The sequence below is a fragment of the Mesorhizobium sp. M0119 genome (assembly GCF_040322615.1).
Classification (GTDB): domain Bacteria; phylum Pseudomonadota; class Alphaproteobacteria; order Rhizobiales; family Rhizobiaceae; genus Mesorhizobium.
The window spans coordinates 1-12,899 of sequence record NZ_JAMYTU010000007.1 but is presented as its reverse complement, the minus strand read 5'-3'; the positions used below and the strand labels follow the sequence as shown (position 1 = coordinate 12,899).

The window sequence follows — 12,899 nt, the reverse complement described above, 5'->3', positions numbered from 1 at the left end:
ACGGCATGCTCTACGACATCAGGCTTCACCTGCGTTACGACTATGATGCGGCGGCCGGCGGCGGCCGCCATCAGGTGCGCGTGCTGCCGCCGACCATCCCTGGCGTGCAGCGCGTCATCGCCGCTACACTGTCTTTTGTGCCGGCGCCCAGCGAACGCTCCGACTTTTCCGACTTTTTCGGCAACAGTGTCACCTCGATCGCCTTTCGTGACGCGCATGATGCGCTCGACATCAGGATGAGCGCGCGTGTTTCAGTGTCGCGTCCGGAGCCCGGGCTCGACGTATCGCCGGACATACGCCGGCTGAGGGAAGAACTCGGCGCAGTGCACTCGCTGGCGCCGGCTTCGCCGCATCACTTTCTGGCCGCCAGCGATCATGCCGGCATCGATGCGGCAATCACTGCCTATGCGAAAGGCAGTGCCGGCAGTTCGACAGTCGGCACGGCCATGGCTCTGTGCAACCGCATTCACCGCGATTTCACCTATGACGGCGAGGCGACCACCGTGCAGACGCGGGCCAGCGACGCCTTCGGCCTGAAGCGCGGCGTCTGCCAGGATTTTTCCCACATCATGATCGCCGGCCTGCGCGGCCTCGGCATCCCTGCAGGCTATGTCAGCGGGTTCCTGCGCACCATTCCGCCGCGCGGGAAGCCGCGGCTCGAAGGCGCCGACGCCATGCACGCCTGGGTCAAGGTGTGGTGCGGGCGCGATGCCGGCTGGCAGGAATTCGATCCGACCAATGGCATGCGGGCAAGCAACGACCATATCACGGTCGGCTATGGCCGCGACTACTCCGATGTGGCGCCGATCGTCGGCGTGCTGAAAACCACCGGCGGGCAGGTCGGCGAGCAAGCGGTCGACGTCATTCCGGTCGTGCTCGAAAAGGCGTGACGACGCACGTCTTCGTTGCACGGCGACGTCGATAGGCTGTTCTGGAACCAAGAGATCAAGAGGCGGGTGGAACCCGCAGCCGGCAAGCGGCTTATCTACGGAAATTCCGTGGAGAGGACATGCTGGACAAATCCGGGTCGTCGTCTGGCCAATCGGCTGTGAGGAAAGCTGCACCAAAGAACGGGGTGCCGCAGAACGGAGCGCTGGAGAACGGCGCGCAAGTCTCGGCCGTTCGGGCCTCGCTCAACTATGTCACCGACACTGATCCCGGTATTCGCCGGCTGCGTTCAGGTGAGGGGTTTTCGTACAAAGGACCGGACGGGCGGATTGTCGACGGGGAGGCGCTGGCACGCATCAAGGCGCTTGCCATTCCACCGGCCTGGACGGATGTCTGGATCTCGCCGGACGCCGACGGTCACATTCAGGCGACCGGTCGGGACCAGCGCGGGCGCAAACAATACCGCTATCATCAGCACTGGGCGGAGGAGCGTGACGGGGTCAAATATTCGAGCCTGATCGCCTTCGCCGAGAGCCTGCCCGAACTGCGGCGGCAGATCGACGTCGATTTGCGCCGTCACGGCCTGCCGCTGGAACGCGTCGTTGCGGCTATCGTCTGGCTGCTCGACAACACGATGATCCGTGTCGGCAATGCCGCCTATGCCCGCGACAACAAGAGTTTTGGACTGACCACGCTGCGTGACCGCCATGTCGACATCAAGGGCTCGAGCCTGCGCTTCGCCTTCATCGGCAAATCCGGCAAGGAATGGAGATTGAAGCTTGTCGATCGCCGGATCGCCAAGATCGTGCGCGGAGCGCAGGACCTGCCGGGCCAAAAACTGTTCCAGTATCTCGACGAGGACGGAAAAAGGCATCCGGTCCGCTCAGACGACGTCAACCGCTATGTCAGGGATAACGCCGGAGCGGAGTTCAGCTCCAAGCACTTCAGAACCTGGGGCGGCACCATTCATGCCGCGTCGCTGTTTGCCCAAACCGAACGTCCCGAAAGCCAGGCGCAGCAAAAGCGGGTGATGAACAGCGTCATCGACAAGGTTGCCGAGCGGCTTGGCAACACACGCGCGGTTTGTCGCCAATGCTACATCCATCCGGAAGTCTTCCGCGCCTGGTCCGAAGGACGGCTGCTCGACGAAATGGCGGATGCCAACAAAGGCAAGCGCTCGATCGCCGGACTCGACGACGAGGAGGCCTTGGTCTTGAGATGGCTGAAGGCGAGGGAATGACGCCGGACCGGGGCGTATTTTTTTGTCGACGCCATGTCGGCATCGGTCCTAGTGTTTCGTCCTTTGATAAAGAAAAGGACGACCCATGCTCTACGCGATCCTCTGCTATGCCTCTGAAGACGTCGTCTGCTCCTGGAGCAAGGAGCAGGACGACGCCGTCATGGAAAAACTTCTGGGTGTGCAGGAAAAATATGCCCAGGCGGGCCGGCTTGGCCCAGTGGCGCGGCTCTTGCCGACGACCGCGGCGACGACGCTGAGGAAAGTCAAGGGCGAATCGATTGTCATCGACGGCCCGTTTGCCGAAACCAAGGAACAGTTCCTCGGCTTCTACACGCTCGAATGCGCCGACCTCGATGAGGCCGTCGACTTCGCGCGCGAGCTTTCCGAGGTCAACCCGAGCGGCGGCTCCTATGAAATCCGGCCGGTCTCGCTCTTCAATCCCGCCAAGGTTTCCGCATGACCGAACTCGCCTGGATCAGCACGGCAATCAGCACCGCTCGCCCGCAGGTGATGGGGGCATTGCTGCGCTACTTCCGCGACCTCGACGCGGCGGAGGAAGCATTCCAGGACGCCTGCCTGAGGGCACTGAACAACTGGCCGAAAAACGGTCCGCCGCGCGATCCGGCAGCCTGGCTGATCTTCGTCGGCCGCAACAGCGGCATCGATGCGGTGCGCAAGCGCGCCAAGCAGGCGCCGCTGCCGGAGGAGGACCAGATCTCCGATCTGGAGGATGCCGAGAACGACGTCGCCGAGCGGCTTGACGGGGCGCATTACCGCGACGATATTTTGCGGCTGCTGTTCATCTGCTGCCATCCCGACCTGCCGGCCACACAGCAGATCGCGGTGGCGTTGCGCATTGTCTCCGGCCTGACGGTCAAGCAGATCGCCCGTGCCTTCCTCGTCGGTGAAAGCGCGATGGAGCAGCGTATCACGCGCGCCAAAGCGCGTATCGCCGATGCCGGGGTGCCGTTCGAGACGCCGGGAGCGGTCGAGCGCTCCGAACGGCTCGCCGCCGTCGCCGCCATGGTCTACTTGATCTTCAACGAAGGCTACTCCAGCAACAGCGGCGAGGCTGCGGCGCGTGCGCCGCTTTGCGAAGAGGCGATCCGGCTGGCCCGGCTGCTGCTCAGGCTATTCCAGACCGAGCCGGAGATCATGGGGCTGACGGCGCTGTTGCTGCTGCAGCATGCACGCTCGCCTGCTCGCTTCGACGAGAACGGCGGGGTCGTGCTGCTCGAAGACCAGGACCGCAGCCTGTGGAGCCGCAAGATGATCGATGAAGGCCTGGCGCTGGTCGACAAGGCGTTGCGCCATCGCAAGCCCGGTCCCTACCAGGTGCAAGCGGCGATCGCCGCACTGCATGCGCGGGCGGAAAAGCCCGAGGATACGGACTGGAACGAGATCGACCTGCTCTACGGCCTGCTCGAGCAGATGCAGCCGTCGCCGGTGGTGACGCTCAACCGCGCCGTCGCGGTCTCCAAGGTGCGTGGACCGGAAGCCGCACTCGCCATGATCGAGCCGCTGGAGGGAAGGCTTTCCGGCTATTTCCATTTCTTCGGCCTCAAGGGCGGACTGCTGATGCAGCTTGGCCGCGGCGAGGAGGCGCGCGTCGCTTTCGACCGCGCCATCGCGCTTGCCAATACGGCCGCCGAGGCAGCGCATATCCGCATGCATATCGACCGGCTGATGAAAGAAGGCGCTAAGCAAACGGCGCATTGATCCGACGCCTCCGCCTGGTTCAACAGTCTGACCTTTGCTTAGACCATGCCGGGGTGGCGATTTTTCCGTGAAACGCGTAATGCCACGCCATGACAGCGCCTGGTGTGCCAACCGGCAGGGAGCGGGTATGGCGCAAGGCTTGGACCGACGCCATATGAGCGACGGGATCTGGAAAGGGATGAAAATGACGATTGCGAAGGAAACGGCCGGGCTTCTGGCGAAACTGGGCGTTGCCGAGGGCGCGCTTACGGGCGGCGACCTCATCGTGCGCAGCCCGGTGACCGGCGAGCAGATCGCCGCGCTGAAGACCATCTCGCCGGCCGATGCGGCAACGACCATCGACAATGCCCACAAGGCTTTCCTGGCGTGGCGGCAGGTGCCGGCTCCCAAGCGTGGAGAGCTGGTGCGGCTGCTCGGTGAGGAATTGCGCACACACAAGGCCGAGCTTGGCCGGTTGGTGTCGATCGAAGTCGGCAAGATACCGTCCGAGGGTCTTGGCGAAGTGCAGGAGATGATCGACATCTGCGATTTCGCCGTCGGTCTTTCCCGGCAATTGTACGGCCTGACCATCGCCACCGAGCGTCCCGGCCATCGCATGATGGAAACCTGGCATCCGCTGGGCGTCGTTGGCGTGATCTCGGCCTTCAACTTTCCGGTGGCGGTATGGTCGTGGAACGCAGCACTTGCGCTGGTCTGCGGCGACGCGGTGGTGTGGAAGCCGTCCGAGAAGACACCGCTGACGGCGCTCGCCTGCGAAGCGATCTTCAAGCGCGCGGCAAAGCGTTTCGGCGATGCGCCGGAAGGGCTGGCGCCGGTGCTGATCGGCGATCGCGCCGTCGGCGAGATCCTGGTCGATCATCCGAAGGTGCCGTTGGTCTCCGCGACCGGCTCGACGCGCATGGGCAGGGACGTCGGCCCACGGCTGGCGAAGCGCTTTGCCCGTGCCGTGCTGGAGCTCGGCGGCAACAATGCCGGCATCGTCTGCCCGACGGCCGATCTCGACATGGCGCTCCGCGCCATCGCCTTCGGCGCCATGGGCACGGCCGGCCAGCGCTGCACGACGCTCAGGCGCCTGTTCGTGCATGAGAGCGTCTATGACCAACTCGTTCCGCGCCTGAAGAAAGCTTATGAAAGCGTCTCGGTCGGCAATCCGCTGGAGACAAGCGCTCTGGTCGGCCCGCTGATCGACAAGGCTGCCTACGGGAATATGCAGAAGGCGCTCGAGGAGGCGGCTTCGCATGGCGGTAAAATAACCGGCGGAATACGGGTCGAGAACGGCCATCCCGAGGCCTACTATGTGCGTCCGGCGCTGGTCGAAATGCCGCGGCAGGTTTCGCCGGTGACGGAGGAGACCTTCGCGCCTATCCTCTATGTGATGAAATATTCGGACTTCGACGCCGTGCTAGAAGAACACAATGCGGTGGGAGCGGGGCTGTCATCGTCGATCTTCACCCGCGACCTGCAGGAATCCGAGCGCTTCCTCGGCGTCGACGGATCGGATTGCGGCATCGCCAACGTCAACATTGGCACATCCGGGGCCGAGATCGGCGGCGCCTTCGGTGGCGAGAAGGAAACCGGCGGCGGCCGCGAGAGCGGCTCCGATGCCTGGAAGGCCTATATGCGGCGCGCCACCAATACGGTGAATTATTCCAAGGCGCTGCCGCTTGCGCAGGGCGTGTCGTTCGACATCGATTGAAATACCAGACCTTCGGCGCGGCGGCGCCAAACCCGCCACGACGGCGTTCGGCTCGCGGTTCAGCTGGCGTCGGAAGTTACAACACAATTGTCGAAGGCTGCATCGATGATGGCGAGCTTGACCGCCTGGGCGGTCATGTATTCCTGATAGAACGCGCTCGACACCCACATGACCGAATGACCGCGCTGGCCCAGCCAGCCGATGCTGCCGAGTTCCTCGGCATCGCGCAATTTGCGTGACAGGTGGGTCCGGGAAAGCTTGAGCCAGTTCGCGAAATCTCCGATTGAGACGACACCGGTCGGAATTCGGTCCAGGTCGGCATGATCGGGATCGACGCCGGACATCAGCCAATCCATGACGATGCCGCCATTGTCGAGCCAGGTGAACAAGGAAAAAGTCTGACTTGGCTCGCGCACGGCATGCGACGAAAGCAGGCCGTCGGCCACCAACGGCTGCAGTTCGGCGAGCACGTCCGGATATGCGACGAATGCAGCCAGTCGAGATCCATTGTCCAGGCTGTCCAGCGTTTTCAGATGCGCCATGACCCAGCCGGCAACCGTCTCCAGAGTGCCCGCGGTCGGCTCAAAGGGGCGGATGCGCCCATATTTAATCGGCAGAGGCCGGATGAAACCGTAATGCAGCATCTCCTTCAGGAAGGCATCGGCGGTGTTGCGGCTGGCCACCGAATGCCGGCAGATGCCGTCCATGAACCGTGTAGACGTAAGTCCCTTGCGATGATCGTCCGGCTCTCGATCGAAATACAGGGCAAGCCCGATATGGGCCATCAGCCAGCGTTGTTGCGTGGCGAATACGGAAGCCAGCCGCGGGTTCGCCTCATAGGTCTGGAGCAGCGTCCGCGACTGAGCCTGGACATGGCGACGCAATGCCGGATGGCCGGCAATGTCTTCAGAAACCAGCGCCATCCCCGCCGAGCCCAACCAAATTTGCAACTGGAAATGCCGGTAACAATTTCAGCCTTCGCGGGCCGTGTCCAGAGCCGGCGGATCAGGATACGAGCTGAATCCCGCCGGCTAGTAGCTGAATTCCGCGACTTGGTCGCCGAGGACCCTGATCTCGCGAGCGCTGATCTTGCCGCACGAGGCTAGCCTGCTCGAACCCACAAATGGTGGCTTCGCCTGGCCAGCCCGTGCTACCGTCGATGGCGATGCGGAACCAACACAAGTTTTGCTCGTTGAAGAACGCTGATTGGACTGAGACAGTAAGGAACTACAAATGGAGAATGGCCTTCTTGCCACGCCGCCTGCAGCTTTCCGGCAAACAGAGTCGGTCTGGCCACGAGCGCTCAAGTGGCTGTTGCGCCGGGTGCGCAGTGCCTCCGACAGCTCGGGAACCATGTTGAAGCCAATCCTTTCCGAACCGGAGGACGATAGCGGGCCTACTCCGCCTCGACGCGCTTGAGGCTGACCGCGCTGCGATGACCGCTCACATGTCTTTTCACGGCTGCCGCCGCAGCCGACAGCCATGACCGCTTCGAAGGCCTGCCACGGCGGTGTGTCCGCCTGATGCAGCAGGCGAGAGCGGCCGTGGCACGCAGCGGCGGGAACCATCGGGCGTGCTTGGCTATTAGATATAGGCGGCTGCTGGTTTGCCGGGCCAGGAGCCATTGCTTATGATCATCAATCCCCCACCGGAAAGCGCTATCCCGGCATCCGTTCCGTCGGTCGATCCAAAAGCCGCCCCGACGCTTCGCAATGCCGAAGCGGAGGTCTTTTATATCGAAGCGATCCGCGAACTTGTCGCGACCGGCATCCCCTTTCTTGTCGCCGGCACCTATGCCGTAAGCGCCTATACCGGGATCATCCGCCCGACCAAGGATCTCGACATTTTCTGCAAGGCCGGCGACTGCCCGCGCATCCTCGCCCATTTCAAGCGGATCGGCTACGCCGTCGTGGTCGAGGACGACCGGTGGCTCGGCAAAGTGTTCAAGGGGACGCATTTTTTCGACGTCATTTTCGCCTCAATGAACGGCACAATGCCGGTCGACGACCAGTGGCTGGAGCACGCCCGTCAGGGCGAATTGCTGGGCAGCCAGGTGCGGATCATCGGTCCCACCGAGCTTGTCTGGTCCAAATGTTTCATCCAGGACCGCGGCCGCCACGATGGCGCCGACGTTTCGCACACCATCCTCAAGACGCACGATCAGATCGACTGGCAACGGCTCCTTTCCTACATGGAAGTTCATTGGGAAGTTCTGCTGATGCATCTCTTGAACTTCCGATGGATCTATCCGTCGGAGCGGGGCCGCGTACCCGCCTGGCTGCTCGATGAGCTGCTTGACCGGCTGGCCAAGCAGCGCGAATTGCCACCTTCCCGGATGAAAATCTGCCGCGGGCGCATGCTTTCACGAACCGACTATGAGATCGACGTCAAGGACTGGGGCTTTGCCGACGTCGGCGGTGAAGGAGAACATAGCAATGGCTGACGAGCTCGAAACTGCTTCGGCAAAGGCGGAAAACGGCAGCGCACTCAAAGTCGCCGCCATTGGCGATCTGCATGTCGGCAAGGAAGACCAGGCCTCGTACCGCGATCTTTTCGGCGAGATGTCGCGTGAAGCCCAGGTTCTCGTGCTGACGGGCGACCTTACCAATCTCGGCAAGCCTCGGGAGGCCGAAATCCTTGCCGAGGAACTGCGTGCCTGCACGATCCCGGTCGTCGCCGTACTTGGCAACCACGACTATGAGTCAGGCGCCGTCGAGCAGGTCACCGACATTCTGCGCCAGGCGGGCGTTCACCTGCTCGACGGCGAGGCGACAGAGATTCACGAGGTCGGGTTCGTTGGGGTCAAGGGTTTCGTTGGCGGTTTTGGATCGCGCATGCTCGGCTCCTTCGGCGAACCAGCGATCAAGTCAATGGTGGCGGAAAGCGTGAACGAAGCGATGCGGCTTGAAAACGCGATGCGGCAGGTCCGCGCCAAACGCACGCTTGTCGTTCTGCACTACGCGCCTGTCGTCGAGACGGTCGAAGGCGAGCCGCTGGAGATATTCCCGTTTCTCGGTTCGTCACGCCTGGCCGAGACAATAGACCGGTTCCAGGTCAGCGCGGTGGTGCATGGTCATGCGCATCGCGGCGCCTATGAGGGCCGCACGCCGGGCGGGGCGCCGGTCTATAACGTTTCCATGCATGTCGCCAAGCCGACCGGCCGTCCCTACGCCATGCTCGAAATCTGACAGGCGCTGCCACTGGCACAAGCAATCGGCCGACACGCTGCAGAGCGATCACGGTAACTGCCGGCTGAAAGACATCCGCTTCGGCGGAATATCGTTTTCATCCGGATTGGGAATGGGGTCCTCGTCGGGGAGCCTGTCGGGGTCCGGCTCACGCACGGGCTTGGGATCGGGGATGGGAGGCGGCGGTACCGGGGTCGGTGTTGGCTCGGGTGTGGGAATAGTGGCCATCGTGATCATCTCCTCTTGGCGCAGAACAACGCAATGGGTCAGCTGGTTCCCGGCTTCCTCGTTTTTGAAAACCACACGGTCGCACTTGGCCGGTCAGCCCATCTCCGGATTCGGCTGGCTGCTGCCCGACTTGCTTGACCGCAGCAGCAGCGCAAGCGGAACGAACAGGGCGGTTGCCACCGCGCAGTAACGGAAGACATCGACATAGGCGAGCAGCGTGGCTTGGCGGGCGATCAACTGGCCAAGCCAGCCGATCGCCTGCTGCTTCGCCTCGACCATCGGCGAACCCTGGGCGACGAAATGCTCGGTCGCCTGCCGAAGCACCTGCTGATAGGCGGGCGACGATTGCACGGTGTGGCCGATCAGATTCGATTGATGGATCTGGGAGCTTTGCGCAATGACGGTGTTGGACAGCGAGACGCCGATGCTGCCGCCGATATTGCGTGCAACGTTGATCAGCGCCGATGCCTGGTTGGTCTTTTGCGGGGGCAGGCCGACATAGGCCGCGGTCGAGATGGGAATGAACAGGAACGGCAGCCCGACCATCAGGAAGACACGGGCAAAGGCAAAGAAGCGGAAGCTGGCGTCCGGGGTAAGAGAGGTCATGTGCCAAAGCGCGATTGCGACCACCGACATGCCCATCATGATCAGGTATTTGGGCTGCACGATGCTGCCTACAAATCCGGACACCGGCATCAAGATCAGCATGGCGATGCCGCCCGGCATCATCGAAAGGCCCGAGAGCGTCGCGGTGTAGGCAAATGTCGTCTGCTGCAGCTGCGGCACGATCTGAGTGGTGCTGAACAGGATAGCACCGACCGCCATCATGACCAGGAAGGCCGTACCGAACTGGCGCGTGAACAATAGGCGCATGTCGACGACCGGATCGCTGCGGCTGATTTCCCATGGGATAAGCAGCAGGAACGCGATCGCGGAAATCACTGCGAAAGCGGTGATGAAATTCGAGGCGAACCAATCGTAGCGCTGGCCCCGGTCGAGGAAGATCTCCAGGCATCCCAAGGCTATCGCCACCAGGACGAACCCGACCCCGTCTATCTTCAGACCGCCTTTCAGCCGTTCCTTGCGTTCGCGTTCGAGTACGTCCGGTTCGACCAACAGCCATTGCACCAGCGCCAGCGACAGGATGCCGAACGGCACGTTGATGAAGAAGATCCAGTGCCAGGAGAAATGGTCCGTCAGCCAGCCGCCGATCGTCGGCCCGACCGTCGGTGCGACGATGACTGCAATGCCGTAAAGTGCGAAGGCTTGCGGGCGCTTTTCAGGCGGAAAGGTGTCGGCAAGGATCGATTGCTCGCTTGGCGCCATGCCGCCGCCACCGAGGCCCTGAAGGACCCTGAACAGGATGAGTAGTTCCAGGTTGGGCGCCAGTCCGCACAGCAGCGACGCGACGGTGAAGGTCGCCACGCAGAGCATGTAGTAGCGCTTGCGGCCGATGACGCTTGCCAGCCAGCCGCTGACCGGGATGATTACCGAGTTGGCAACGAGATAGGTGGTAATCACCCAGGTGCTTTCGTCCATTCCGGCCGCCAGGCTGCCGGCGATGTTGCGCAGGGCGACATTGGCGATCGAGGTGTCCAGCACCAGCATGAAAGTGGCGATGGAGACGACGACGGCGATAAGCCAGGGATTGTGCGTCCCGGCGGCGGATCGGCTTTCGCCCTGATTTCTGGCGGTTTCGCCGCTCATCGCACCTTGACCGTCGGCACCACCGACAGGCCCGGGCCGAGAAGCACATCCGGCGGCTTGTCGAAGACGATCTTGACCGGCACGCGCTGCACCACCTTGACGTAATTGCCGGTGGCATTTTCGGCCGGCAGGAGGCTGAAGGCGGTGCCGCTGCCGGCTTGGATGCTGTCGACGCGGCCATGGAAGGACTTGTCCGGGTAGGCGTCGATGTCGATGTCGACCGGCTGTCCCTGCCGCATCAGGTCGAGCTGCGTCTCCTTGAAATTGGCCTTCACCCAGACCTCGTCGGGAACGAACATCATCAATACCTGGCCGGGTTGGGCGTAGGTGCCGTTCGCGGCCGAAATGCTCGTTGCCCGCCCGGCGGCGGGTGCTGTGATGGTCGTGCGTGACAGCGTCGTGCGGGCTTGCTCCTGGGTGGCCTTGGCCTGCTCGAGTTGCGCCTCGGCGCTCCTGGCCTGCGCCTGCAAGACCGAAACCTGGCTTTTTGCGGAGGCGACATTGGCCTCGGCGCTGTCCAGCGCGGCCTGATCCTGACGCAGCGTTGATGCTGCCTGCTGCGCCTGCTGCTGCGTTGCCGTGCCCCTGGCCAGGAGTTCGCGATTGCGTTGATCCTCGGCCTTGGCGAAATCCAGCGCTGCCTTGGCCTGTGCAACCTGCCTCTGGGCAGCGTTCACCTTTGCGTTTTGAGCCTCGATCTGGGCGGTGACATTGACTATTTCGGCCTCGGCCGCGGCGACGCCGGCATCGGCCTGCTTCAGGTTTGCCTGATAATCGCTGTTGTCGATGCGCAGGAGGACATCGCCCGCCTGTACATGCTGATTGTCGGTAACCGCCAGCTCGGTGATACGGCCGGCGATTTGGGCGCCGATCGTCACCGTGCGTGCGTCAATGAAGGCGTCGTCGGTCGATTCGTACTGGCGAGCGTTCAGCCACCAGATCACGACGCCTGCCGCGACGAGCAACAGCGCAAGCGCGATGGCTGCGGTCGCATAGGGATGGCGCTTGGGAAAGCCGAGCAGACCGGCCTTTCGTTGCGAGGCATTTCCGTCGGGCTTTTCCTGCCGGGGCCCTGCCGATCGCTCACGAGATTCTCCAACCGGGGCCGGTTGCTCCCGGGTTTCATTTACAGGCTCGACGTCTTGTTCGACGCTTTGAGGCTTCGTGTCCAACGGAATTGCTTTCAAGACTGATAGTGCAGCCGCCGAAGCGGACGCAAAGCCAAACGGCAAGCTTCCGCAAAAGTTCCTGTCCGGAACGGGTTCGGTTAACGGGTCGACATCGAACCCACAGGCGCGGGCGCGTTGGAATACGAGTGCCGCTTCACCGGGCTGGTGATCCGTACGCTTCATGTTGCGGCGGTCCGGCCTTGTCAGCGCTCCACGGCGCGATAATTGCTCATATAGGCGTGGGCAAATTCACCTGTCGACAGGAGCCGACCATGAAACATCAAACACTCGACCAACTGCATGCCGTCGCGGAAGTTGAGTCCTTCGCGGCGTATCCGGCGATGACTCGAAACCAGCGGATTGAACGTTGGGCAGAACTTCTCGAACAAAACCCGACGCGATGCCTTGGGGCGCTTCCAGGCACCGAATATATGAACAGGGAAGCGCGTGACAGATCGCGTGGGGCTGGGACGCCGCTCACTGTCGCGTTCGAGGATCCGGTTCTGCGTGCCATGGGCCTGAACGATGATACCTATGGTGAGGCAAAGCGCTTCTTCGAACTGAGCGACCGGCAGTTGCACCAAATCGTCTGCCATTGCCATGTTGGCGCTACGATGCAAGCGAGATGGGCCGCTGCCAGGGTGCGCGGGATAGTTCGCGGCAACAGATTTGTTGCCTGGATGAAGGGCTTGATCGTGCATTGACGCGGTACGAGGAACGGCGGAACACGCGTTCTTTCCGCGCCGTGGAGAGCGCTTCCGAACTTGGAAGGGCTCGTGGCCCGTCAGGCCGCGCAGATTGTGAAACTCCTCGACGCTTGGCTGCGCCTCGTCGCGGCCATGCGTCCGTTTTTGATGTGAGAATTTGAGTTGGCCCGCCGCAAGTGAGAGCCTTCGTCCGACTGGCGTTCGAGCGCAGTCCAGACAGGTGCGATCTGGCTAAGGATGGACCCGCGATCCTTCGACGTGGCTAGAGCGGTTCCCCCTTTGACGGAATCAAAGGGGATTCCAGATTTATCTGTTTTGTGATTCAAGATGCTGGCTGGAGTGGAGGCCAGCATCGGA

13 protein-coding genes are annotated in these 12,899 nt (G+C 62.5%); 8 read left to right on the top strand and 5 right to left on the bottom strand.

Features of this window, described 5'->3' with window-relative positions:
* Positions 1-5 precede the first annotated feature (5 nt).
* The 5 genes from NKJ40_RS09155 (at position 6) to amaB (ending at position 5,543) form a co-directional block, all read left to right on the top strand.
* Positions 6-890 (top strand): transglutaminase family protein, encoded by an 885-nt coding sequence (locus tag NKJ40_RS09155; RefSeq protein WP_352465802.1) that lies wholly within the window; start codon positions 6-8, stop codon positions 888-890.
* Between the two features lie 119 nt (positions 891-1,009).
* The gene (locus NKJ40_RS09150; RefSeq protein WP_352465801.1) at positions 1,010-2,128 is read left to right on the top strand and encodes a DNA topoisomerase IB; all 1,119 of its coding nucleotides are present in this window, start codon (positions 1,010-1,012) and stop codon (positions 2,126-2,128) included.
* Positions 2,129-2,213: 85 nt separating this feature from the next.
* A complete protein-coding gene (locus tag NKJ40_RS09145) occupies positions 2,214-2,588 on the top strand; it encodes a YciI family protein (protein WP_254817007.1) in 375 nt (124 codons plus the stop codon).
* Positions 2,585-3,847, top strand: coding sequence for an RNA polymerase sigma factor (locus NKJ40_RS09140; protein WP_352465800.1), 1,263 nt, complete (start codon positions 2,585-2,587; stop codon positions 3,845-3,847). Before NKJ40_RS09145 ends, NKJ40_RS09140 begins: the two co-directional genes overlap by 4 nt.
* A gap of 184 nt (positions 3,848-4,031) precedes the next feature.
* On the top strand, positions 4,032-5,543 hold the full coding sequence (gene amaB / locus NKJ40_RS09135; protein ID WP_352465799.1) for an L-piperidine-6-carboxylate dehydrogenase: 1,512 nt from the start codon (positions 4,032-4,034) through the stop codon (positions 5,541-5,543).
* Between the two features lie 59 nt (positions 5,544-5,602).
* Here the strand turns inward: amaB and NKJ40_RS09130 are convergent, their stop codons facing one another.
* Positions 5,603-6,466 (bottom strand): hypothetical protein, encoded by an 864-nt coding sequence (locus tag NKJ40_RS09130; RefSeq protein WP_352465798.1) that lies wholly within the window; start codon positions 6,464-6,466, stop codon positions 5,603-5,605.
* Between the two features lie 707 nt (positions 6,467-7,173).
* On the opposite strand from NKJ40_RS09130, the gene NKJ40_RS09125 reads away from it, so the two are divergent.
* The gene (locus NKJ40_RS09125; RefSeq protein WP_352465797.1) at positions 7,174-7,986 is read left to right on the top strand and encodes a nucleotidyltransferase family protein; all 813 of its coding nucleotides are present in this window, start codon (positions 7,174-7,176) and stop codon (positions 7,984-7,986) included.
* Positions 7,979-8,731, top strand: coding sequence for a metallophosphoesterase family protein (locus NKJ40_RS09120; protein ID WP_352465796.1), 753 nt, complete (start codon positions 7,979-7,981; stop codon positions 8,729-8,731). The genes NKJ40_RS09125 and NKJ40_RS09120 overlap by 8 nt, the downstream gene beginning before the upstream one ends.
* 48 nt (positions 8,732-8,779) lie before the next feature.
* Here the strand turns inward: NKJ40_RS09120 and NKJ40_RS09115 are convergent, their stop codons facing one another.
* Genes NKJ40_RS09115 through NKJ40_RS09105 form a run of 3 tightly spaced genes read right to left on the bottom strand, consistent with a single transcriptional unit; the run spans position 8,780 to position 11,631 of the window.
* A complete protein-coding gene (locus NKJ40_RS09115) occupies positions 8,780-9,034 on the bottom strand; it encodes a hypothetical protein (RefSeq protein WP_352465795.1) in 255 nt (84 codons plus the stop codon).
* A gap of 18 nt (positions 9,035-9,052) precedes the next feature.
* A complete protein-coding gene (locus NKJ40_RS09110; protein WP_352465794.1) occupies positions 9,053-10,666 on the bottom strand; it encodes a DHA2 family efflux MFS transporter permease subunit in 1,614 nt (537 codons plus the stop codon).
* Positions 10,663-11,631, bottom strand: a complete 969-nt coding sequence (locus tag NKJ40_RS09105) for an HlyD family secretion protein (protein ID WP_352465793.1) — start codon at positions 11,629-11,631, stop codon at positions 10,663-10,665. The genes NKJ40_RS09110 and NKJ40_RS09105 overlap by 4 nt, the downstream gene beginning before the upstream one ends.
* Before the next feature lie 476 nt (positions 11,632-12,107).
* On the opposite strand from NKJ40_RS09105, the gene NKJ40_RS09100 reads away from it, so the two are divergent.
* Positions 12,108-12,539, top strand: a complete 432-nt coding sequence (locus NKJ40_RS09100; protein WP_352465792.1) for a hypothetical protein — start codon at positions 12,108-12,110, stop codon at positions 12,537-12,539.
* A gap of 80 nt (positions 12,540-12,619) precedes the next feature.
* Here NKJ40_RS09100 and NKJ40_RS09095 read toward each other — a convergent pair.
* Positions 12,620-12,899, bottom strand: a 280-nt coding sequence (locus tag NKJ40_RS09095; protein ID WP_352465791.1) for a hypothetical protein, incomplete at its 5' end; no start/stop codon positions are given.

Excerpts from the sequence above, each read along its gene's own strand:
- NKJ40_RS09155 (WP_352465802.1), top strand. The coding sequence starts at position 6 with ATGCTCTACGACATCAGGCTTCACCTGCGTTACGACTATGATGCGGCG.
- NKJ40_RS09150 (WP_352465801.1), top strand. The coding sequence starts at position 1,010 with ATGCTGGACAAATCCGGGTCGTCGTCTGGCCAATCGGCTGTGAGGAAA.
- NKJ40_RS09145 (WP_254817007.1), top strand. The coding sequence starts at position 2,214 with ATGCTCTACGCGATCCTCTGCTATGCCTCTGAAGACGTCGTCTGCTCC.
- NKJ40_RS09140 (WP_352465800.1), top strand. The coding sequence starts at position 2,585 with ATGACCGAACTCGCCTGGATCAGCACGGCAATCAGCACCGCTCGCCCG.
- amaB (WP_352465799.1), top strand. The coding sequence starts at position 4,032 with ATGACGATTGCGAAGGAAACGGCCGGGCTTCTGGCGAAACTGGGCGTT.
- NKJ40_RS09130 (WP_352465798.1), bottom strand. The coding sequence starts at position 6,466 with ATGGCGCTGGTTTCTGAAGACATTGCCGGCCATCCGGCATTGCGTCGC.
- NKJ40_RS09125 (WP_352465797.1), top strand. The coding sequence starts at position 7,174 with ATGATCATCAATCCCCCACCGGAAAGCGCTATCCCGGCATCCGTTCCG.
- NKJ40_RS09120 (WP_352465796.1), top strand. The coding sequence starts at position 7,979 with ATGGCTGACGAGCTCGAAACTGCTTCGGCAAAGGCGGAAAACGGCAGC.
- NKJ40_RS09110 (WP_352465794.1), bottom strand. The coding sequence starts at position 10,666 with ATGAGCGGCGAAACCGCCAGAAATCAGGGCGAAAGCCGATCCGCCGCC.
- NKJ40_RS09100 (WP_352465792.1), top strand. The coding sequence starts at position 12,108 with ATGAAACATCAAACACTCGACCAACTGCATGCCGTCGCGGAAGTTGAG.